Origin of the sequence: Gordonia desulfuricans NBRC 100010, assembly GCF_001485495.1 — a bacterium.
GTDB lineage: Bacteria > Actinomycetota > Actinomycetes > Mycobacteriales > Mycobacteriaceae > Gordonia > Gordonia desulfuricans.
The window spans coordinates 24,768-46,586 of record NZ_BCNF01000064.1; the positions used below are offsets into that span (position 1 = coordinate 24,768).

Consider the following 21,819-nt stretch of genomic DNA (forward strand, 5'->3'; position numbering starts at 1 on the left):
GTCACCGCCGGCCGGTGACCACACCCCGGTGAGGAATCGTTACTGCTCCACCTCGGTGCGGTCGCCGCTCCAGAGGGTGTGGAACGTGCCGGGCTTGTCCACACGCTGGTAGGTGTGCGCACCGAAGTAGTCGCGCAGGCCCTGGGTCAGCGCGGCCGGGAGACGATCGCTGCGCAGGCCGTCGTAGTACGACAGCGACGACGCGAACGCCGGGACCGGGACACCCATGGTGGTGGCGGTGGCCACCACGCGACGCCAGCTGTCCACGCCGGACTCGACGGCCTCGCGGAAGTACGGGTCGAGGAGCAGGCTCGGCAGCTTCGGGTTCTCGGCGTAGGCCTCGCGGATGCGGTTGAGGAACTGCGCGCGGATGATGCAGCCGCCCCGCCAGATGGTGGCCAGCGAACCGGGGTCGACGTCCCAGCCGTACTCGGCGCTGCCGGCGGCGATCTGGTCGAAGCCCTGGGCGTAGGCGACCACCTTGGACGCATACAGTGCGGCCCGGATGTCGTCGATGAAGGTCGCCTTGTCGGCGGGGGCGGTACCCGGGGTGCCACCGGCCAGTCCGCGGGCGGCGACGCGCTGCTCGGTGGAGCTCGACAGGGCGCGGGCGAAGACGGCCTCGGCGATGCCGGTCACGGGGATGCCGAGATCGAGGGCCGACTTCACCGTCCAGCGTCCGGTGCCCTTCTGGCCGGCGGCGTCGACGACGACGTCCACGAGCGGCTTGCCGGTCTCGGCGTCGACCTGTGCGAGGACCTGGGCGGTGATCTCGACGAGGTAGCTCTCCAGGTCGCCGGTGTTCCAGCCGGCGAAGACCTCGCCGATCTCGGCGGCGGGCAGGTCGAGGACGCGACGCATGAGGTCGTAGGCCTCGCCGATCAGCTGCATGTCGGCGTACTCGATGCCGTTGTGCACCATCTTGACGAAGTGGCCGCTGCCGTCGGGGCCGATGTGGGTACAGCACGGGGTGCCGTCGACCTTCGCCGAGATCGACTCGAGCAGCGGGCCGAGTGACTCGTACGACTTGGCCGGACCGCCGGGCATGATCGAGGGGCCGTTGAGGGCGCCTTCCTCGCCGCCGGAGATCCCGGCGCCGACGAAGTGCAGGTTGCGCTCGGCCATCGCCTTCTCGCGGCGGATGGTGTCGGTGTACAGGGAATTGCCGCCGTCGATGATGATGTCGCCGGGCTCCATCGCGTCGGCGAGTTCGTTGATCACCGCATCGGTGGCGTCGCCGGCCTTGACCATGATCAGCACGCGGCGGGGACGCTCGAGCGCATCGATGAACTCCGCGATGGTCTCGGTGCGGACGAACGAGCCCTCGTCACCGTGGTCGGCGAGGAGGGCGTCGGTCTTGGCCACACTGCGGTTGTGCAGTGCGACGGTGTAGCCGTGACGGGCGAAGTTGCGGGCGATGTTCGACCCCATGACGGCCAGTCCGGTCACACCGATCTGGGCCTTTGCGGTCGAAGAACTCGAGGCGGCAGTAGTCATGGGACAAGACTATGGGGTCGCTCGGAAGGGCGTGTACCCGACATCACAGTCACCGGGCGACCCGGCCGGCGCGGAGTGGGTGGCTCGCACGAGCACGCACTCACGACTGGGCGGTGAGCAGGCGGGAGATCTCGGTCAGCCAGGGGATCGCGACGGCCAGGGTGGGGACCACCAGGATGGTCACGGCGACGGTGTAGGCGGATGCGGCGAGCAGCCGGGTCGGGCGATCGTGGCGAAGGCGCTGGACCCGGGCCAGGGTCGTCGGGCCGCCGACCGCCATCGCCCCGCGCGGTGCGGTGGCATCGGCGCACGCCACCAGCGCGCGGCCGAGGGTGGTCGGCCCGGTCGCCCGGACCGCCTGGTCGTCGGCCAGCGCCTCGACGAGCAGCATCACCGCACCGAGTGCCGACTGGCTCCGGACGAACCGGGGGAATGCCTCGTGCAGGGCGATGAAGGCCTCGAGGACGAGGTCGTGCCGAGCCCGCAGATGGGCGCGTTCGTGGGCGATCACCGCGATCAGTTCGTCGCGGGACAGGCGTGCGACCACCCCTTCGCTGAGCACCACCCGCTGCCGCAGACCGGGCAGACAGTAGGCGAGGGGCTGCTGGACGCCGAGCATCCGGATGTCGCGGGCGAACAGGGGATGGGAGTGATCCGAGCGGTCGCAGTTGTCCAGGATGTCGATCAGCTGGCGATGGTTGGCGCGGCGGGCCCTGGTTCGCACACCGACGCGGATGACGGTGAAGAACAGCCGGGCGCCCACCAGCAGGGTGAGTGCGAAGATGCCGATGTACAGACACCACAGCGGGAGTCCGAGACGTTCGATCTCGTGCAGCGGATGCGTCGTCGGGGTGCCGTCACTGCCCGGGGCGAGCAGGTTGGCGGCGATGGCCAGACCACAGCTGAACGCCGACAGCACCGCGGCCAGCGCGATCGCCTGCCACAGGGTCATCGCGGCGCGGGGGGCCCGGATCGGCCATTCGGCCCGCGTCAGGGCCTCCGGGACCGGGCCGACCAACAGCAAGGTCAGGATGCCGAATAACAGGGCGGTCATCGTTGGCTGTCCTCGCGGGTCGGGCTGTGTGGGCTGTGGGTGCCGTCAGGGGGTGCCGTCGGGCTGACGTGAACTCAACCGGTTCTTTGTGAATCTAACCGGTCTCGGTGACGCCGCGTGCGGCTTCGAGCTCATCGAGTGCGTGACGCAGTGCGGCGGCCTCGTCGGCACCGACCCGGCCGACGAACGACACGAGTGCCGCATGTCGCGATCCCGGGGCGTCGGCCTCGCTCAATGCGTCCACCATCAACGACGCGACGAGATCCTCGCGCGGGTGGGTGGGGACATAGGTGTGTGCCCGATCCTCACGGATCTGGGTGACCAGGTTCTTCTTGGCCAGTCGCTGCAGGACGGTCATCACTGTGGTGTAGGCGAGCGATCGGCTCTCCGACAACGTCGCATGGACCTGGCGGACCGTCTGCGGAGTCGGACTGGCCCACAGTGTGTCCATCACTGCCCGCTCCAGGTCTCCCAATCCGTTCATCTTTCGCATTTTACTGCCGATCCTCCTCGATGCCGCATCTGCCGTGTCTTCTGTGCGTGGCGGCCGGCGCTCTGCCGAGTCGTTGTGTGTTCCCGTGGTATCTGACGTGCAGTTTTGCTGATCTATTCCCAGCCCGCTTGACAGGATTGGTAAGGCTAGCCTACATTAATTCTCGTTGGACCGCGCGAGAGTCCTGAGGGCTGCAGAGACCCCCGGTCCACGCACCGATAGGCCCCATGTCCCCAACGGGACATGGGGCCTATCGGTTCCCCTGGGCCATTCTGGTTCGCCTGGGGCTTCTTCGGGGCCTCCGTCCTCTCGGGTCTCCTGCCCGCCTCGTCCCTGTGCCTTTGGTCCCGGCCGGTCGGCTCCCGTGACACTTCGCCGCCCTGGGTGTCTCCGCCGCGCAGGTCATGTCACGCTTGTCGCATGGCAGTGAACACAGATGAATTCGTGAAGACCTCGGGAACCGTGGGCTTCGATGCCGAGCTCGGCACCGTGGTGCAGTCGGTGACCGCCGACGAGATGATCGCCACCCTCGAACTCGATCCGAAGCTTCATCAGCCGTTCGGCATCGTCCACGGCGGCGTGTACTGCGCGCTCGCCGAGTCGGTGGCCAGCATGAGTGCCTTCTTCTGGCTGCAGGACACCGGCATCGGCGGTCATGCCGTGGGCGTCAACAACAGCACCGACTTCCTGCGCTCGGTCTCCGAGGGCACCGTCACCGCCAAGTCCACCCCGATCCATCGGGGTCGCCGTCAACAGCTGTGGCTGGTCGACATGACCGACGACGACGGCCGGCTGATCGCCCGCAGCCAGGTGCGCCTGCAGAACCTCGAGGCCCCGGCAGAGTGAGCCCGGACCGAACCGACACCGGACGGGAGCTCGCGGCGGCGGTTCGCGCGGCGATCGAGGATGTCCTCACCCCCGTCGACAGCGACCTCGATCGCTGGTTCCCCGGCGACCGCCCGGAACCCCAGCCGGTGCACACGGTCTACGTCAGCGCCGCCGACGCCGACGTCGACACCCCACAGCGCTGGGGCGCGGCGGCGCTCGAACTCGCCGACACCGCTCCGGCCCTGGCCGAACTCGCCGACGACGAGGTCCGCGCCATCGCCCGCGCCCGCCTGGTCGACAACCCGATCGAGGATCTCCGGATCGACCTCGAGGACGGCTACGGATGGCGTGGCGACGTGCGCGAGGACGCCGACGCCCGCCGGGCCGGACAGACTCTCGCCGCGTGGACCACGCGCCGCCCCCACAGCCCGCGCATCGCCGGTGTGCGGGCCAAGGGGCTCGGCGCCGCCGAACGCACCCGTGGGCTGCGGACCCTGGAACTGGTCCTCGACGCCGCCGGCGGGATCCCGGACGGCTTCGTGGTGACCGTCCCGAAGCTGCGCGATGTCCGCCAGATCGACGCGGTCAACCTGATCTGTGCCGAGTTCGAACGCGTCCACGGGGTGGCCGAGGGCTCGCTCCGGGTGGAGCTGCAGATCGAGATCCCGCAGGCGGTCCTGGGGCCGGACGGGCGGGCCACGGTGGCCGAGGCGATCCATCGCGGGGCACCGCGCATCGTCGGGCTGCACTACGGCACCTACGACTACAGCGCGGCGTGCGGCATCGTCTCCGCGCAGCAGTCGCTCGAGCATCCCGTCGCCGACCATGCCAAGGCCGTCATGCAGGCGGCCGCCGCACAGACCGGTGTGTGGATCAGCGACGGCTCCACCCAGGTGATGCCGACGGGTTCGGCCGAACAGGTCGACGCCGCGGTGCGCCGCCATCACCGCCTGGTCACCCGCTCACTCGAGCGCGGCTTCTACCAGGGCTGGGACATGCACCCGGGTCACCTGGTGACCCGATGGCTGGCGGTCACCGGGTTCTTCCGCTCGGCCATGCCCACCGCGGCGAACAGGCTGCAGTCCTACTTCGAACGCCAGTCCGGCGACGTCGTCGACGAGCCCGCCACCGCCCTGTCGCTGGCCGGGGTGATCCGCCGCGGCCTGGCCGCCGGGGCGTTCACGGCGGCCGAGGTGGAGGCCGTCGGACCGGCCTGTACCCCGGCACGGCTGGACGAGCTGACCGCAGGCGGAGGTGCGCTGGTCGCCCCCTGACATCCCGGTGTGCCGTGACCGACACCGCTCGTCGCTCACCGCGCCGCCGCATCCGGACCGTGGCAGGATTACAGACCCGGCACCCTTCCAGGGGTGCCGGGTCTGTGTGTCGAACGACGAAGAGAGGGTCCGGTGCGACTGTCGCCGCATGAACAGGAACGTCTGCTGATCTCCTACGCCGCCGAACTGGCGCGACGTCGGCAGGCCCGCGGCCTCAAGCTCAACCACCCCGAGGCGGTCGCGGTGATCACCGACCACGTCCTCGAAGGCGCCCGCGACGGCCGTTCGGTCGCCGAACTGATGACCAGCGGCCGCGAGGTCCTGACCCGTGACGAGGTCATGCCCGGCATCCCGGAGATGCTGCACGACGTGCAGGTGGAGGCGACCTTCCCGGACGGCACCAAGCTGGTCACCGTGCACAACCCGATCGGCTGACCGGCGCTATCCCCGCCGAATCGCAGTCGCAACAGTCAGCCGAGCAGACGAGAACGGACAGAAGACCACATGTCGGAGAAGACGTCAGCGGTGGTGCCGGGCGAGGTGATCGCCGCCGAGGGCACCATCGAACTCAATCAGGGCGCCCAGACCATCGAACTCACGGTTGTCAACACCGGTGACCGGCCCGTGCAGGTGGGCAGCCACGTGCACTTCCCCCAGGCGAACCCCGCCCTCGACTTCGACCGCGACGCCGCACGCGGCCACCGCCTCGACATCGCCGCGGGCACCGCGGTGCGGTTCGAGCCGGGGATCGCGATGACGGTGACCCTGGTGCCGGTCGGCGGCACCCGTGAGGTGTACGGCATCTCCCTCGACGCTCCCGGAAGGATCGACTGACGATGGCAACACTGGGACGCGATCGATACGCGCAGCTGTTCGGGCCCACCACCGGTGACCTGATCCGGCTCGCCGACACCGACCTGCTGATCGAGGTCACCGAGGACCGCAGCGGCGGCCCCGGCCGGGCCGGGGACGAGGCGGTGTTCGGCGGCGGCAAGGTGATCCGTGAGTCGATGGGGCAGAGCCGCGCCTCCCGCGCCGACGGCGCCCCCGACACCGTGATCACCGGCGTCGTGGTGCTCGACCACTGGGGCGTCATCAAGGCCGACGTCGGACTGCGTGACGGCCGCATCGTCGCCCTCGGCAAGGCCGGCAACCCCGACACCATGAACGGGATCCATCCCGATCTGGTGATCGGCCCGTCCACCGAGATCATCGCCGGCAACGGCAAGATCCTCACCGCCGGCGGCATCGACTGCCACGTCCACTTCATCTGCCCGCAGATCATGGACGAGGCCCTCGGCAACGGCATCACCACCCTGATCGGCGGCGGCACCGGCCCCGCCGAGGGCAGCAAGGCCACCACCGTCACCCCCGGCGCCTGGCATCTCGCGTCGATCCTGGCCGCCACCGACCACTGGCCGATGAACATCGCGCTGCTCGGCAAGGGCAACACGGTCAGCGCGGAGGCGATGCGCGAGCAGATCCGGGCCGGGGCGTCGGGATTCAAACTCCACGAGGACTGGGGTTCCACCCCGGCGGCGATCGACGCGTGCCTGCGTGTCGCCGACGAGACCGGCGTCCAGGTGGCCCTGCACTCCGACACCCTCAACGAGACCGGATTCGTCGAGTCCACCCTCGGCGCGATCGCCGGTCGGAGCATCCACGCCTACCACACCGAGGGGGCCGGCGGCGGTCACGCACCGGACATCATCACCGTCGCGGCCGCGCCCAATGTGCTGCCGAGCTCCACCAACCCGACGCGTCCGCACACGGTCAACACCCTCGACGAGCACCTCGACATGCTGATGGTGTGCCATCACCTCAATCCGACGGTGCCGGAGGACCTGGCCTTCGCCGAGAGCCGGATCCGGCCGTCGACCATCGCCGCAGAGGATCTGCTGCACGATCTCGGCGCCATCTCGATGATCGGCTCCGACGCGCAGGCGATGGGCCGCATCGGCGAGGTCGTCCTGCGGACCTGGCAGACCGCACATGTGATGAAGCGCAAGCGGGGATCGCTCGTCGGTGACTCACGCGCCGACAACAACCGGGCACAGCGCTACGTCGCCAAGTACACGATCTGCCCGGCCATCGCCCACGGTTTCGATGACGAGGTGGGTTCGGTGGAGGTCGGCAAGCTGGCCGACCTGGTGCTGTGGGACCCGGCGTTCTTCGGTGTCAAACCCGACCTGGTGATCAAGGGCGGGGCGATCGCGTGGGCGCAGATGGGCGACGCCAATGCGTCCATCCCCACGCCGCAGCCGGTGCTGCCGCGGCCGATGTTCGGGGCCGCCGCACCGGTCGCCGCGGCCACGTCGATCAGCTTCGTCGCACCCGGCGCCGACCCCGACCTGGCCGAGCGGATCGGCATCCGCCGACGTCTCGTACCGGTCAAGAACACGCGGTCGATCGGCAAGGCCGACATGCCGCTCAACGACGCCACTCCGCGGATCGAGGTCGATCCGGACACCTTCACCGTCCGGATCGACGGCGAGGTGTGGGATTCCGAGCCGGTGTCCGAGCTGCCGATGGCCCAGCGCTACTTCCTGTTCTGAGCACGCCGTATGTCACCGTCCCCGAACCCTCTCGGCCCGCCCGAACCCGCCGGGCCCGCCGGCCCGCTGCCCCCGTCGTCGCCGCTGGCGATGATGTTGGCCCTGGCCGACTCGCGTCTGCCGGTGGGCGGACATGTGCACTCCGGGGGTGTGGAGCAGGCCGTCACCGACGGCGTGATCCGCACCGCCGCCGATCTCGCCGACTTCCTGTACCGGCGGCTGACCACCAGCGGTCTGGTGTCGGCGTCGATCGCCGCGGCGGTCGCCGACGGCACCCTTGAGGTGGGGTCGGCCCAACTGGAGACCGATGCCCGCACACCGTCGCCCGCGGCCCGCAAGGCATCGCTGGCGCAGGGACGCGGCATGGCGCGGCTGGCCCGACGCATGTGGCCCGACGCCGACTGGTCGGCGCATTCGCCGGCTACACACCTGCCGGTGATCAGCGGATCGGTCGGGGCCGCATCGGGCCTGTCCGGATTCCACACCGCGCTGGTGGTCGGTTACACCACGGTCAGCGGGTCGGCGACCGCCGGCCAGCGGTTGCTGGCCCTCGACCCGGCCGACGTCGCGATCATGATCACCGACCTCGGCCCCGAATGCGAGCAGGTGGCGGCACAGGCCGCGGTCGGTCTGGCCGACCTGTCCGACCCGGTGCTCGACGTCTTCGCCGAACGCCACGAACGACGCCCCATGCCGCTGTTCGCGTCCTGACGTCCGGGACGTACCGACCGCAGCGTTCGCTGCCGGTCCGCTCGTCCACCGGATCTGTTGTCCACCCGACCCCGAGAAGAGGATCTCCATGCCCCCGCACCTGATCGACGGCGAACCCCACGGCCACCACCACGACCGGCCCCGACGCGACCGTCGTCCGGGTGAGGCGCTGCGCGTCGGGATCGGCGGACCGGTGGGGTCGGGCAAGACCGCCCTGGTCGCCGCGCTCTGCCGGCAGCTGCGTGACCAGTTGTCGGTGGCCGTGCTGACCAACGACATCTACACCACCGAGGACGCCGATTTCCTGCGCCGCCACGCGGTTCTGCCCGACGAGCGGATCACCGCGGTACAGACCGGCGGCTGCCCGCACACCGCCATCCGTGACGACATCACCGCCAACCTCGATGCCATCGACGATCTGGTCGCGGCCAACCCGCCGCTGGATCTGATCCTCGTCGAATCCGGGGGCGACAATCTCACCGCGACCTTCTCGACCGGCCTGATCGACGTGCAGATCTTCGTCATCGACGTCGCCGGCGGCGACAAGGTCCCGCGCAAGGGCGGCCCCGGCGTCACCTTCTCGGATCTGCTGGTGATCAACAAGACCGACCTGGCGCCGCTGGTCGGCGCCGATCTCGAGGTGATGCGCACCGACGCCGAGCGTGTCCGTGAGGGTCGCCCCACCGCGATGATCTCGCTCACCGACGACCCGGCGGCGTCGACCGTCCTGGCCTGGATCCGCGAACAGCTGGCCGAGGCGGCCGCGGTGACCGGATAGTGCGTACCGAGGTCGAGATCGTCGTCGACGCCGGGCGGTCACCGCGGCTGCGGGCCACCGGTGGGCTCGCGGTCCGGCAGACCGGCGTGTCGTCGGCCCATCTGATCGGGACCGCGGCCACCCCGCTCGGCGGCGACCACATCGAGGTCGTCATCCGGGTCGGGGCGGGTGCGGTACTGGACCTGGGTTCGGTGGCGGCCACCATCGCACTACCGGCTGCCGACCGGCCGGACTCGACCGCGCACTGGCACATCGAGGTGGGTGCGGGTGCCCGGCTGCGGGTCGACCCCCAGCCGACCGTCGTCGCCGGAGGTGCCCACCACCGCTCGGACATCGGCGTGGTGCTCGATCCGGATGCCACCCTCGACCTGCACGAGCACGTCCAGATCGGCCGTTCGGGGAACTTCGCCGACACCGATGCCGACGGTCGCTGGCAGGGTGGGTTGCGCGTCGATCTGCCCGGTCTGCCGGTGCTGCGGCATCGGGTGGCACTGGGGGCGCGAACCGCCGGTACGGTGGCCGGCGCCACGCAGCGCAGTGGGCTGTCGGCGGTCAGCAGCGTGTTCCGCTACCCGGACGCCCGCGCGGCCGACGTCGACGCGGTGCACTATGCCGCGCGCCTGACCCTGCCGGGCGATGCGACCCTGACCACCGCGCTCGCGGGGTCGGTCGCGCAGGCCCGGGCACTCTGCGACGGTCTGGACGTCGTCGCGTTGTCCCACGCCTAGCCGCGCGCAGGTCACCGCAGCCGATCTCCGGACGACAGAACGGTGGGCCGGTCACCCAGGGTGACCGGCCCACCGTTCTGTCGTCGTGCCGTTCTGTCGTCGTGCCGTTCTGTCGTCGTGGGGCAGACGTCTGCTCAGCCGGCCGGAGCGTCCTTGGAGGCAGCGCCCTTGGCGCCGGCGCCATCGGGGCCGCTGCCGGTGGGGTCGTCGGCCCCGGCGGAATCGGCCTCGACCTCGGCGATCGTCTTCCGCTCCAGCTCCGACAACTGGCCGATCGCGGTACGCGCGTAGACCTGCTGCTCGGTGACGGCCAACTGTGTGCGTCCGCGGGTGCTGAACGCGAAGAACCAGTTGACCAGCGTGTTCAGGCGATTGCGGAAGCCCACCAGGTACACCAGGTGCAGCGCCAGCCAGCCCAGCCACGCGAAGTAGCCCTCGGTCTCGAACTTCTTCTTGGTGCCCGGGATCGGCACCTGCATGACGGCACTGAACCGAGAGATCGTCGCCATCGAACCCTTGTCGTAATAGCTGAAGGGTTTGCGCTGGTCTGGGGTCTGACCCTTGAGTTCGGCCTTGATCGCATCGGCGGCGTAGCGGCCACCCTGGATCGCGCCCTGCGCCACACCGGGGACTCCGTCGACGGCCATCATGTCGCCGACGACGAACACATCGGGGTTGCCGGGGATGGTCAGGTCGGGGCCCACCTTGACGCGACCGGCGCGATCGAGTTCCACCCCGGACTGCTCCGAGAGCTGCTTGCCCAGCGGGCTGGCCTGCACACCGGCCGACCACACCTTGCACTGCGACTCGATCCGGCGGGTCGAGCCGTCCTTCTCCTTGACGACGAGGCCGTCGTAGTCGAGGTCGACGACCATCGCGTTGAGCTGGATCTCGACACCCAGCTTCTCCAGCCGGGCGGCCGCCTTCTGGCCCAGTTTGGGGCCGAACGGTGGCAGCACCGCGGGTGCCGCGTCGAGCAGGATCACCCGGGCCTCGGTGGGATCGATGTTGCGGAAGGCGCCCTTGAGGGTCTTGTCGCTCATCTCGGCGATCTGCCCGGCGAGTTCCACACCGGTCGGACCCGCGCCGACCACCACGAAGGTCAGCAGCCGAGCGCGCTCCTCCGGGTCGTCGGAGAGTTCGGCCTGCTCGAAGGCGCCCAGGATCCGGCCACGCAGTTCCAAGGCATGGTCGATCGTCTTCATGCCGGGTGCGTACTCGGCGAAGTGATCGTTGCCGAAGTACGACTGGTCGGCACCGGCGGCGAGAATCAGCTTGTCGAACGGGGTGACGGTGATCCGCTCGAGGAGCCGGGAGGTCACCTTCTTGCCGGCCAGGTCGATCCCGAAGACGTCACCCATCAGCACGGTGGCATTCTTCTGCTTGCGCAGCACCACCCGGGTGGCCGGCGCGATCTCGCCTTCGGCGACGATGCCGGTCGCCACCTGGTACAGCATCGGCTGGAACAGGTGGTGGGTGGTCTTGGCGATGAGCGTGACGTCGACATCGGCTTTGGCCAGGCGCTGGGCGGCGAAGAGCCCGCCGAATCCGGACCCGATGATGACGACATGTGGACGGGCCGACGTCGGAGTGGGACTGCTCATCCGAGGAGGTCTCCTAACTGGCTGGGGAGCGCATGTCTGGGGCACCTCATACGGTAGTCCCCGCCGGGGGTTCGGTCTCGATGAGGCGTGAATTCCCGGCGCGTCACCCGCTCGAGGGCCGATCCGACGACCGACGTCCACGACGCCGCGCCGGCCGGTCCGGTCAGGCGGTGAGATCGGTCGACGGGGCCTCCGCGGACCGTCGGCGCAGGGCCCTGATCTCCCAGTGTTCGCGCAGCAGGTCGTATTCGACCTCGCCGATCCCGTCGATCGCGTGCTCGTCGGAGACATGGATTCCCGACACCCGCATCCCGAGCTTCTCGATCACCCGCCGTGACGACGTGTTGGTCGACGATGCGCTGGCGAACACGCGAGCGGCACCGAGATCGGTGAATGCGAGGTCGACGACGGCGCGCGCCGCCTCGGTCGCCAGCCCGCGACCCCAGTACTCGCGCCGCAACCGGTAACTGAGTTCGAGTTCGGGTCGTCGGGAGTGGCGTGGAGCGCGCAGCGACACCCAGCCGAAGAACTCACCGTACCGCCGGTCGATGGTCACCCAGATGCCGCCCCGCCCGATCTGGAGTTCGGCCTGTGCACGGGGGACCACCCAGTCCTCGATCGTCGCGCGCGGGGTGGGGAGTCCGCCGCTGACATGGCGCATCACGTGCGGATCGGCGTCGAGCCGGACGAGATCGGCGACATCATCGCGCTGCACGGGTCGCAGCACCATCCGCGATGTCTGAACGATCACTCGACCCCCAATACCCTGGCTCTTCCGACATTCGCCCGACGCGGATCCGGGTCGGGCGGCGCGCCCACCGGGATGCACCCGCCGCCCGTGGAGAGGGGTGGCCGGTGCATCACGCGCCTGTGCGGTCACGAGTGTACGGAGTCGGTACGACCGATACCGCCGACTTCACCCCGCGTGTTGCCGGCGATGTCGGAACCGGGCGTTAGGCTTGCCGTCGTGCTCGCCGATACACCTGATTCCGCTCCCGTCGCACCCGTTGCCGCGCCGCCCGCCGACGACGTGGTCGTCGTCGAGGCCCAGCTGCGCTGGGGTGACATGGACGTCAACCGCCACATCAACAACGTGCAGGTGGCGCGACTGTTCGAAGAGGGCCGGGTCCGTGCGTTCAGCCGCTGGTTCCGTGGTCGCGGCGAGCAGGTGCACCTGTTGGTGGCCCGCCAGGACATCGAGTTCCGGGCACCGATCCTCTACACCGAGGAGCCGGTGAGCGTGGCGATGGCCATCACCCGGCTCGGGACCAGCTCGTACACCATCGGTGCCGCGATCACCGCTGCCGACGGTGTTCTCTCCGCCCTCGCCGGCACCACCATGGTCGTGATCGACCCCGAATCGGGCCGGCCGATCCCGATCCCCGACGGCGTGCGGGCGGTGCTCTCGGCCTACCAGGGTGAGGTTCCGGCCCTGCGGCCGGCTCGCTGACACCGGACGCCGATGTTCGTCCTGCACCGCGCCGAGCGGACCGACACCCTCGCCGACGCCCTCGGCGACATCCTGCTCGTGCCGCTCGACGACCCGCTGGCCACCGAGATCGTCGCGGTCCCCGCCCGTGGGGTGGAGCGCTGGCTGCAGCAGCGGCTCGCGACCCGGCTCGGTGCCGGACCCGGCGGTGACGGCATCGCCGCCAACATCGACTTCTCGTCGCCCGCGGCGGTGACCGATCGTGTCGTCGAGCAGGTGCTCGCCGCCGATCCCGGATATGCCGCCGACCGCGCATCGGCGTGGGGTGCAAACGCATTGGTGTGGTCGGTGCTCGCCGTGCTGGACGAGCTGATCACCCACCCGGCGCTGCGCATGCTGGCCCGCCACATCGGTGTCGGGGGCGCCGATCCCGGCGGGTCCGCGACACCCGCGACCGGCGCGGCCGATGATCTGCGTGCCGGTCGCCGGTACGCCACGGCACGCCATATCGCCGATCTCTTCGAGCGGTATGCCCGGCAGCGGCCGGGAATGCTCACCGGGTGGGCACGCGGCGACGAGGGGGACGGTGCCGGGGGTGCCCTGCCCGCCGACATGGCCTGGCAGCCGCTGGTCTGGCGTGAGGTCCGTGCGCGGATCGGGGTACCGCATCCGGTGGAGGCACTCGACGACGTCTGCGCGCGACTGCGCGCCGACGCCGATGTGATCGACCTTCCGCCCCGCTCGGCGGTCTTCGGTCCGACCCGTCTGACCGAGTCGTTCCGGCGGGTGGCCGCGGCGGTGTCCACCCACCGCGACGTGCACCTGTTCATCCCGCATGCCTCGCCGGCGTTGTGGGACGTACTGGCCGGATCCACTCACCCCGCCGACCCCCGCCGGGCTGCGCACACCGCACCCGCGTTGCGGAATCCCTTGCTGGCGGGCCTGTCCCACGACATCCGCGAACTGCAGATCAACCTGCAGCCGATGGTCCACGCCGACCTCCACCACGAGGGGGCGGCGAGCACCCCGACCGACACGCCGACGCTTCTGCAGCGCGTACAGCGCGGCATCCGCGACGACACCGCACCCCGTGACCGGCCGGCACCGGCCGCAGCCGACACCTCGGTGGAGATCCATGCCTGCCACGGCCCGGAACGGCAGGTCGAGGTCTTACGCGACCGGCTGCTGCACCTGTTCGACGCCGACCCCACGCTGGCGCCCCGCGACGTGATCGTCATGTGCCCGGACGTCGAGACCTTCGCCCCGCTCATCCGCGGGTCGTTCGGCCAGTCCGGGCTCGACCACCCCGCCGCCCGGCTGCGGGTACGTCTGGCCGACCGCGGACTCCGTCACGTCAACCCCGTCCTCGACGTCGTCGCCACCGTCGTCGAACTCGCCGTCGGCCGTGTCACCGCGAGCGAGGTGGCCGACCTGCTGTCCCGGCCGCCGGTTCGGTACCGCTTCGCGATGTCCGACGACGATCTCGAGTGGATTCGGGAATGGCTGTCGCGCAGCGGAATCCGTTGGGGGATCGACGACACCCAACGGTCCCGGTTCGAGCTCGCCGGATTCGCGCAGGGTACCTTCGACGCCGGCCTCGACCGCATCGCACTCGGTGCCGTCGCCGAGGAGGACGACGGCGAATGGCTGGGCACCGCCCTGCCGATCGAGGGACTGGAGAGCACCCAGATCGACCTCGCCGGACGTCTGATGGAATTCGTCGACCGGCTCGGCGACCTGCTCACCCGGCTGACCGGAACCCATCCGGCCACCGTCTGGGCCCAGACCCTCATCGGCATCGTCGACGACCTCGTCGACACCGCGACCGGCGACGAATGGCAGGTCGCCCAGACCGTCCGGATGATCACCGAGGCACTCGGCTCCGGCGACCCCACCCGGCCGCTACGGCTCTCCGACGTTCGTGACCTGGTCGCCCTGATGATCGCCGGCCGACCGACCCGCGCCAACTTCCGCACCGGCGAGCTCACCGTGTGCACCCTGGTCCCGATGCGCTCGGTGCCGCACCGGGTGGTGGTCCTGCTCGGCATCGACGCCGAGTCGTTCCCGCGTGCACTGCGTGTCGACGGTGATGACGTCCTCGGTCGGGTCCCGCTTGTCGGTGAACGCAATCCGCGCGACGAGGACCGCCAGCTGTTCCTCGACGCGATCATGGCGGCCGAGGAGCACCTGCTCGTGTGTTACACCGGAGCCGACCCGGTCAGTGGTACGCCCGTCCCGCCCGCGGTGGTGGTGAGCGAACTCGCCGACACCCTGGCCGCGCTGCGCGCCACCGATGCCGACGAGGTGATCATCCGGCACACCCTGCACGGCTTCGACACACGCAACTTCGTCCCGGGTGCGGTCGCCGGCATCGCCGGACCGTTCGGGTTCGACACCGGACTCCTCGACGGTGCCCGTGCCCTGCGCGGACCACAGACCCCGGCCGTCCGGATCGCCGACGCGGTGATCGCACCCGCGACATCCCCCGGCGCCGCAGATCCGGGTGCCGATCCCGACACCGACATCGAGCTCACATCGCTGATCTCGTTCTTCACCAACCCGATCGAGGGCTTCGTCCGCCAACGACTCGGTGCCCGCATGCCCGACGACGAGACCGCCGACGAGGACGGTCTCGACGTCACCCTCGGTGGACTCGCCGAGTGGGCGATCGGCAACCGGCTGCTGCACCGGACCCTCGCCGGGGCCGACCTGCGGGACTGCCTGATGGCCGAGCTGCGCCGCGGGACGCTGCCGCCCGCCGAGTTCGGCCGCCGTGATCTCGAACGCATCTCCGGGCAGGTCCGCGCGGTCGGATCCACCGCGGCATCCCTGCGTCGGGACGCCGGTGCGACCCGCGACTTCGTCCTCGAACTGCCCGGCGGACGACGCCTGCACGGCAGCGTCGGTGACGTCTTCGGCACCTCCGTCGTCGAGGCGACCTATTCCAAGATCCGGCCCAAACAGCGCCTGGCCCTGTGGATCCGCCTGCTCGCCCTGACCGCCGCGGCGCAGTCGGGTGCGGCTGCCGGGCCGGTCCCGACCGCGGGGATCGTCGTGGGTCGCGCCCCGCAGAGGGCGCCGGGCGTGTCGTCGGTGCACCTGCGGGCACCCGATGACGCCATGACATTGCTCGCCGACCTCGTCGAGATCCGCCGGCTCGGTCTGCTCGAGGTCCTGCCGTTGCCGCTCGACGCCGGCGAGGTCTACGGGAGCAGGCTGGCCGACGGCAGCTCCCCGTCCATCGCGCTGCGGGCGGCGGCCCAGCGGTTCGACAACATGTACGGCGACACCACCGACCCCTACATCCGATACGTCTTCGGCAACGACGTCACCGCCCCGGTCGGCTTCGACGCCGTCACCGTGGCGACGGTCACCGACGAGTCCCCCTGGGCCACAATGGGTCTGCAGGTCGGGGAGAAGCTGTTCGGTGCCCTGGCGCAACGTCTCTGGACGCCGATCGTGGAACATGAGGTGACGCCCCGATGACCACGTCTCCTGCCCGTACCGACTCCACCGGGGCCGCCGAGACGGCCGCCGCCCCCGGGGTACCGCGTCCGTTCGACCTGTCCGCCGACCTCGGTGACGGCACCACCGTGCTCGAGGCGAGCGCCGGAACCGGCAAGACGTACGCGATCGTCGGGATCGCCGCACGTCAGATCGCCGAGGGCATCCCGATCGACAAACTGCTCCTGGTCACCTTCAGCCGGTCGGCCACCGCCGAGCTGCGCGATCGGATGCGTGCCCGGCTCGCCGGTCTCGTCCGCGCGCTCGACACCGATGAGCCGAGCGGCGACGATGTGTTGCTCCGCGTGCTGAGGACCGGCGGGGAGGCGGAGATCGCCACGCGCCGTGACCGACTCACGCGGGCACTCTCGGACTTCGATGCGTCCACCATCGCCACCACCCACACCTTCTGCAACCGCATGCTCGAGGCGCTGGGCTTCCTCGGCGAGCGGGAACTCGTGCACGAGATCGTGGAGGACGTCGACGATCTCGTGGAAGAGGCCGCACTCGACCTCTATCTACGGGGATTCGCGCGCGACGCCGAGGAGCCGGCGTTCGGCTTCGGCGATGCGGTGACCATCGCCAAGGAGTCGGTGCGCAGTCCCGGCGCGATCCTCGCCCCGGCGCCGGGTACCGGCAACGGTGCCGCCGACACCGTCGCGACCCGACGGGTCCGGTTCAGCGCCAAGGTGCGTGAGATCGTCGAGCGACGCAAACGTGTCTTGCGCCTGCGCACCTACGACGACCTGCAGACGATCCTGCACGGTATCGTCACCGACCCGACCATCGGCGCCGAGGCCTGCGCCCGGATCCGCGACGCCTTCGACCTGGTGCTCGTCGACGAGTTCCAGGACACCGATCCCTATCAGTGGGAGATCCTGCGCCGCTGCTTCCACGACGTCGGAACCGGCCCCGGAACCGAGCGCACCGCCCGTCGTGTGCGGCTGGTGCTGGTCGGTGACCCGAAGCAGTCGATCTATGCCTTTCGTGGTGCCGAGGTGCTCAGCTACCTGCAGGCGGTGCGGGTCGCCGACCACCTGCTCGCCCTCGACACCAACTGGCGCTCCGACGAAGAGCTGGTCAAGGCGCTGTTCCGGGTGTACGGCGGTGCCAACCTGGGCCATGCCGACATCACCGTGCACGAGGTCAAGGCGGGCCGGACCGGCAGCCGCCTGACCGGCGCGCCGGCACTGCGGTTGCGGTGGTTCACCCACGACGACTTCCCGGTGCGGTCGGGGAGGGGCGAGTTCGCCTCGATCGGGCCGGTCCGCGACCGGGTGATCGCCGACGTCGCCGCCGACATCGCCGCCCTGCTGGCCTCCGACGCACGCCTGGACTCGGTGGACGGTCCGCGGCCGGTGCACCCCGGCGACATCGCGATCCTGGTGTCGGCCAACAAGACCATCGAACCCCTGCAACGCGCCCTGGCCGGGCACGGCATCGGATCGGTGGTCGGCACCGGCACCAGCGTGTTCAGCACGATGAGCGCCCTGCACTGGCTGTGGCTGCTCCGGGCCGTCGAACAACCCTCACGCGCCGACCGGGTCGCGCTGGCCGCCCTCACCCCGCTGATCGGGTGGACGCCGGCCGAGGTCGCCTCGGCCGGTGACGACCGGCTGACCGCACTGGCCGCCGACCTCGCCGATCTCGCCCGGGTGTTCACCGACGGCGGCTTCGCCGCGATGGCCGGGCAGGTGCTCGCCCGCGGCGGGGTCGCCGCCCGGGTCCTGGCCACCGACGACGGCGAACGCACCCTGACCGACCTGATGCAGGTGTCGACGGTCTGCAATCGCCATGTGGTGGAACAGGATTGCGGCCTCACCTCACTGCAGGAGTGGCTCGCCGACCGGATCGCCGACGTCTCCCGGTGGCGCCGCTCGGAGGAACAGACCCGGCGCCTCGACCGCGACACCCACGTCGTGCAGATCATGACCGTGCACGCCAGCAAGGGGCTGCAGTTCCCGATCGTCTATGTCCCGTTCGGCTGGGACGGGTCGCGCTATCGGCAGCCACCCACCTTCCACTACCACGACGACGAGGGCCGCCGGCATCTCGACGTCGGCGGTCAGGGATCGACCGGTCGGGGAGAACGGCTGTCGCGCAGTATCTCCGAGGACGCCGGCGAGGACCTCCGCAAGTTCTACGTGGCACTCACCCGCGCCGCCTCACAGGTGGTGATGTGGTGGGCGCCGTCGTACGGCACGGCCGAGTCGTCGCTGCACCGGCTGCTGTTCGCCCGCCAGACGGTCGGATTCCTGCCGATGGGTACCGACCTGCCCGAGAAGGTGCCGGTACCCGCGCCCGACGAGTGCGCCACCCGGCTACAGCAGTTCGCCGCGGGGACCGACACGATCAGCGTCGAATCGGCCGGTGGCCTCACCCCGCCCCGCCGGTCGGCCGCCGAGACCGGCTCGGACGAGATCGAACTGGCCGCCGCATCGTTCACCGGCACCATCGACCGCGGGTGGCGGCGCACGTCCTACTCGGCGATCGTCGCCGACGCCGGGCACGGTCACGCCGAACCGTCGGCAGGCAGTGAATCCGAGTCCGAGACGGTCGCCGACGAGCCGGTCGACCACGGCGGTGAGCCCGTCGACGCGGTCGCGGGCATCGACGGCCGACGCCCGTCACCCATGAACGGGATGCCGTTCGGTGCGGCCTTCGGCACCCTGGTGCACGAGGTGCTCGAATACGTCGACACCGCACAACCCGATCGCACCGCACACATCCGCGAGCTGTGTGTCGAATCGGCCGCCCGCTACGCCTCGCCGGTGGACATCGACGCGCTCACCGCAGCCCTCGACGGTGTGCTGACCACCCCGCTGGGTTTCGGTGACCTGTGGGGGATCGGACCGCGGGACCGCCTGGCCGAGTTGGATTTCGAGCTACCCCTCGGTGACGGGCACGGCAACGGTGCCACCCTCGCGGCGATCGCCGGACATCTCGATCGGCTCCTGCCCGCCGACGACCCGCTGGCCGGCTACGCCGACGTCCTGCGCACCGTCCCCGATCAGCAACTGCGCGGATTCCTCACCGGCAGTATCGATTCGGTGCTGCGCACCCCGGACGGGAGGTTCGTGGTGGTCGACTACAAGACCAACCGGCTGCACCCCGGGGAACTCGCCGTCGACGACTTCTCCACCGCCGCCATGGCCGCCGAGATGATCCGATCGCACTATCCGTTGCAGGCGTTGCTGTATTCGGTTGCGCTGCACCGGTACCTGCGCTGGCGCCTACCCGGCTACCATCCGGCCACCCATCTCGGGCCGGTGCAGTATCACTTCGTCCGCGGCATGGCCGGACCCGACACCCCACCGGGATGCGGGGTGTTCGAGTGGCATGTACCGGCCGAGCTGGTCACCACGCTGTCGGATCTGCTGGCCGGGGGAGACCGATGAGCACCACACATGACGCACCTGCCGGTTCCGGCACCTCCGCAGCCGGCGACGCGCCTGCGGTGACCGACGACCGCAACGGCATGCAGGTGCACTCGGCCGCCGGTCTGCTGCGCGAGGCCAATCGCGTCGGGGTCCTCGACGCCGCCGACATCCACATCACCGGCCGGCTGGTACGGATGTCGGGCGACCGGGTCGGCGAGATCGAACAGCTCGCCACCGCGCTCGCGGTCCGCGCGGTCCGGCAGGGCTCCACCTGTCTGGCCCTCGCCGACATCGCCGTACCCGCCGACGAGAACGGTGAACCGGTGCTGGCACTGCCGAGTACCGAGGCGATGCTCACCGCGCTGCGGGCCGGTCCGCTGATCGTCGGCGCCAGCGGCGGAGCGTTGCGGCCACTGGTGGTGATGGACTCCGACGACGGCCCACTTCTCTACCTGCGCAAGTATTTCCAGCAGGAGCAGGTGATCCGCACCATCCTCGCCGAGCGCAGCGCACGCCGCCCCGACGTCGACGCCGACGCCGTGCGCGCCGCGGTGGACGCCGCCTTCGCCGCCAGCCCGGATGCCTCACCGCGCCAACGCCTCGCCGCCGCGGTGGCCGCATCCCGATGGACCTCGGTGCTGACCGGCGGGCCCGGGACCGGCAAGACCTACACCGTCGCCCGCATCCTGTCGGTCCTCGAGCAGATCGCCGGGGGACCGGCGCATGTGGCGGTGTGTGCGCCCACCGGGCGTGCCGTCGCCCAGCTGCAGGCGTCCCTGGACGGCATGCGGCGGGCCGCCGCATCCCCCGACACCGACATCCCCGACACCCACACCCCGACGGTGCATGCGGTCACCGTGCATGGGCTGCTCGGCTGGCGACCGGGGTCGGCCCCGCGCTATCGGAGCGGGAATCTGCTGCCGCACGACGTCGTGGTGGTCGACGAGACGTCGATGCTGTCGATCACCGCGATGAGTCACCTGCTGGAGGCGATCCGCCCGGATGCCCGCCTGATCTTCGTCGGCGACCCGCATCAGCTGGCGTCGGTGGAGGCCGGTGCGGTGCTCGCCGACCTCGTCGAGCGCGCGGCGAGCGGTTCGATGCCGGGCACCGACCTCGCCGATCTGGCGACCGCGGAGCTGTCCGGACCGGAGCTGCCGCGACTCGGTGACGGGATCGTCGCGCTGACCCGCAACTACCGCAACCGGGGCGGTATCGCCGACATCGCGAGCGCGGTGAACAGCGGTGACGCCGACGCCGTGCTGGAACTACTGGCATCACCGGAGGTCGACGACGTCGAACTGGTCGAACCCGGTGATCCGGCGATCGCCCGCGACGTGGTGGCCTGGGGACGCGCGCTGTGGGAGGCGGGCCGCACCGGATCGGCGGTCGACGCCCTCGACGCCCTCGACGGGCACCGCGTGCTGTGTGCCCACCGCGAGGGCAGCTGGGGTGTGCAGGGCTGGTCCCGTCAGATCATGGAGTGGCTCTCGGAGGTCCCGGGCCATCCGCCGGTGTCGCCGGACATGATCCGCTGGGAGCCGGGGACCCCGATCCTGGTGACCGCCAACGACCGCCAGAACAAGGTCTTCAACGGCGACTGCGGTGTGGTGATCCGACGCCTCGACGACGACGGTGAGCCGAGCCTGTCGGTGGCGTTCCGGCGCAGCGAGTTCAGTGATCCGGTCCAGGTGTCGCCGGCCCGGCTGGCCGAGACGATGTGGGCCTACGCGATGACCATCCACCGCAGTCAGGGCAGCCAGTTCGGGGCGGTGACGGTGGTGCTGCCGCCGGCCGACTCACCCTTGCTGACCAGAGAACTCCTCTACACCGCGATCACCCGCGCCAAGTCGCGGGTGCGCATCGTCGGGACGCCGGAGAGCCTGCAGGCGGCGGTGGAACGTCGTGTCCATCGCGCCAGCGGACTGCGCTCGGAACTGCACCCCTATCCCGATGCCCCGTACGAGCGCTGACGCGGTCCGGT

Annotated in this window: 17 protein-coding genes; 12 read left to right on the forward strand and 5 right to left on the reverse strand. The window is 70.3% G+C overall.

Features of this window, described 5'->3' with window-relative positions; genetic code table 11:
• Window positions 1-39 precede the first annotated feature (39 nt).
• From gnd to GD1_RS11205, 3 genes are all read right to left on the reverse strand, one after another.
• On the reverse strand, window positions 40-1,497 hold the full coding sequence (gene gnd / locus GD1_RS11195; RefSeq protein WP_059037073.1) for an NADP-dependent phosphogluconate dehydrogenase: 1,458 nt from the start codon (window positions 1,495-1,497) through the stop codon (window positions 40-42).
• Between the two features lie 100 nt (window positions 1,498-1,597).
• A complete protein-coding gene (locus tag GD1_RS11200; protein WP_059037074.1) occupies window positions 1,598-2,551 on the reverse strand; it encodes a M56 family metallopeptidase in 954 nt (317 codons plus the stop codon).
• Between the two features lie 94 nt (window positions 2,552-2,645).
• Complete coding sequence (locus tag GD1_RS11205) at window positions 2,646-3,044, reverse strand: BlaI/MecI/CopY family transcriptional regulator (protein WP_053776014.1); 399 nt, start codon at window positions 3,042-3,044, stop codon at window positions 2,646-2,648.
• Between the two features lie 420 nt (window positions 3,045-3,464).
• Here GD1_RS11205 and GD1_RS11210 point away from each other — a divergent pair, with 420 nt between their 5' ends.
• The 8 genes from GD1_RS11210 to GD1_RS11245 all read left to right on the forward strand — a co-directional run bounded on the left by GD1_RS11210 (window position 3,465) and on the right by GD1_RS11245 (window position 9,918).
• The gene (locus tag GD1_RS11210) at window positions 3,465-3,890 is read left to right on the forward strand and encodes a PaaI family thioesterase (RefSeq protein ID WP_059037075.1); all 426 of its coding nucleotides are present in this window, start codon (window positions 3,465-3,467) and stop codon (window positions 3,888-3,890) included.
• Entirely contained in the window at window positions 3,887-5,146 is a 1,260-nt protein-coding gene (locus GD1_RS11215) for a DUF6986 family protein (RefSeq protein WP_059037076.1), read from the forward strand. The genes GD1_RS11210 and GD1_RS11215 overlap by 4 nt, the downstream gene beginning before the upstream one ends.
• A 132-nt stretch (window positions 5,147-5,278) precedes the next feature.
• On the forward strand, window positions 5,279-5,581 hold the full coding sequence (locus GD1_RS11220; protein WP_020794154.1) for an urease subunit gamma: 303 nt from the start codon (window positions 5,279-5,281) through the stop codon (window positions 5,579-5,581).
• A 69-nt stretch (window positions 5,582-5,650) separates the two neighbouring features.
• Window positions 5,651-5,980: an urease subunit beta gene (locus GD1_RS11225; protein ID WP_059037077.1), complete on the forward strand. Its 330-nt coding sequence runs from the start codon at window positions 5,651-5,653 to the stop codon at window positions 5,978-5,980.
• Window positions 5,981-5,982: 2 nt separating this feature from the next.
• Window positions 5,983-7,701: an urease subunit alpha gene (locus tag GD1_RS11230; protein WP_059037078.1), complete on the forward strand. Its 1,719-nt coding sequence runs from the start codon at window positions 5,983-5,985 to the stop codon at window positions 7,699-7,701.
• Window positions 7,702-7,794: 93 nt separating this feature from the next.
• Window positions 7,795-8,412, forward strand: a complete 618-nt coding sequence (locus tag GD1_RS11235; protein WP_059037092.1) for an urease accessory protein UreF — start codon at window positions 7,795-7,797, stop codon at window positions 8,410-8,412.
• An 88-nt stretch (window positions 8,413-8,500) separates the two neighbouring features.
• Window positions 8,501-9,190, forward strand: a complete 690-nt coding sequence (gene ureG, locus GD1_RS11240; RefSeq protein ID WP_059037079.1) for an urease accessory protein UreG — start codon at window positions 8,501-8,503, stop codon at window positions 9,188-9,190.
• Window positions 9,190-9,918 (forward strand): urease accessory protein UreD, encoded by a 729-nt coding sequence (locus GD1_RS11245; RefSeq protein WP_059037080.1) that lies wholly within the window; start codon window positions 9,190-9,192, stop codon window positions 9,916-9,918. Before ureG ends, GD1_RS11245 begins: the two co-directional genes overlap by 1 nt.
• Window positions 9,919-10,052: 134 nt before the next feature.
• Here the strand turns inward: GD1_RS11245 and GD1_RS11250 are convergent, their stop codons facing one another.
• Window positions 10,053-11,522 carry an NAD(P)/FAD-dependent oxidoreductase gene (locus GD1_RS11250; RefSeq protein ID WP_059037081.1) on the reverse strand — a complete coding sequence of 490 codons (1,470 nt, stop codon included), beginning with the start codon at window positions 11,520-11,522 and terminating at the stop codon, window positions 10,053-10,055.
• A 163-nt stretch (window positions 11,523-11,685) separates the two neighbouring features.
• Complete coding sequence (locus GD1_RS11255; RefSeq protein WP_202926787.1) at window positions 11,686-12,252, reverse strand: GNAT family N-acetyltransferase; 567 nt, start codon at window positions 12,250-12,252, stop codon at window positions 11,686-11,688.
• Window positions 12,253-12,489: 237 nt separating this feature from the next.
• Between GD1_RS11255 and GD1_RS11260 the strand changes: the two genes are divergently transcribed.
• From GD1_RS11260 to recD, 4 genes are read left to right on the forward strand one after another with little or no spacing between them, the layout of a single operon-like run.
• Window positions 12,490-12,972 carry an acyl-CoA thioesterase gene (locus tag GD1_RS11260; protein ID WP_244882672.1) on the forward strand — a complete coding sequence of 161 codons (483 nt, stop codon included), beginning with the start codon at window positions 12,490-12,492 and terminating at the stop codon, window positions 12,970-12,972.
• Between the two features lie 12 nt (window positions 12,973-12,984).
• Entirely contained in the window at window positions 12,985-16,437 is a 3,453-nt protein-coding gene (gene recC / locus GD1_RS11265) for an exodeoxyribonuclease V subunit gamma (RefSeq protein ID WP_059037082.1), read from the forward strand.
• Window positions 16,434-19,853 carry a UvrD-helicase domain-containing protein gene (locus tag GD1_RS11270; RefSeq protein ID WP_083534096.1) on the forward strand — a complete coding sequence of 1,140 codons (3,420 nt, stop codon included), beginning with the start codon at window positions 16,434-16,436 and terminating at the stop codon, window positions 19,851-19,853. Before recC ends, GD1_RS11270 begins: the two co-directional genes overlap by 4 nt.
• A complete protein-coding gene (gene recD / locus GD1_RS11275; RefSeq protein ID WP_083534097.1) occupies window positions 19,850-21,808 on the forward strand; it encodes an exodeoxyribonuclease V subunit alpha in 1,959 nt (652 codons plus the stop codon). The genes GD1_RS11270 and recD overlap by 4 nt, the downstream gene beginning before the upstream one ends.
• Window positions 21,809-21,819: the final 11 nt, after the last annotated feature.

What these genes read in the sequence shown, in the direction of transcription:
- GD1_RS11225 (WP_059037077.1), top strand. Translation starts at nt 5,651, where the DNA reads ATGTCGGAGAAGACGTCAGCGGTGGTGCCGGGCGAGGTGATCGCCGCC.
- ureG (WP_059037079.1), top strand. Translation starts at nt 8,501, where the DNA reads ATGCCCCCGCACCTGATCGACGGCGAACCCCACGGCCACCACCACGAC.
- recD (WP_083534097.1), top strand. Translation starts at nt 19,850, where the DNA reads ATGAGCACCACACATGACGCACCTGCCGGTTCCGGCACCTCCGCAGCC.
- GD1_RS11270 (WP_083534096.1), top strand. Translation starts at nt 16,434, where the DNA reads ATGACCACGTCTCCTGCCCGTACCGACTCCACCGGGGCCGCCGAGACG.
- recC (WP_059037082.1), top strand. Translation starts at nt 12,985, where the DNA reads ATGTTCGTCCTGCACCGCGCCGAGCGGACCGACACCCTCGCCGACGCC.
- GD1_RS11255 (WP_202926787.1), bottom strand. Translation starts at nt 12,252, where the DNA reads ATGGTGCTGCGACCCGTGCAGCGCGATGATGTCGCCGATCTCGTCCGG.
- gnd (WP_059037073.1), bottom strand. Translation starts at nt 1,497, where the DNA reads ATGACTACTGCCGCCTCGAGTTCTTCGACCGCAAAGGCCCAGATCGGT.
- GD1_RS11200 (WP_059037074.1), bottom strand. Translation starts at nt 2,551, where the DNA reads ATGACCGCCCTGTTATTCGGCATCCTGACCTTGCTGTTGGTCGGCCCG.
- GD1_RS11230 (WP_059037078.1), top strand. Translation starts at nt 5,983, where the DNA reads ATGGCAACACTGGGACGCGATCGATACGCGCAGCTGTTCGGGCCCACC.
- GD1_RS11250 (WP_059037081.1), bottom strand. Translation starts at nt 11,522, where the DNA reads ATGAGCAGTCCCACTCCGACGTCGGCCCGTCCACATGTCGTCATCATC.
- GD1_RS11205 (WP_053776014.1), bottom strand. Translation starts at nt 3,044, where the DNA reads ATGCGAAAGATGAACGGATTGGGAGACCTGGAGCGGGCAGTGATGGAC.
- GD1_RS11210 (WP_059037075.1), top strand. Translation starts at nt 3,465, where the DNA reads ATGGCAGTGAACACAGATGAATTCGTGAAGACCTCGGGAACCGTGGGC.
- GD1_RS11235 (WP_059037092.1), top strand. Translation starts at nt 7,795, where the DNA reads ATGTTGGCCCTGGCCGACTCGCGTCTGCCGGTGGGCGGACATGTGCAC.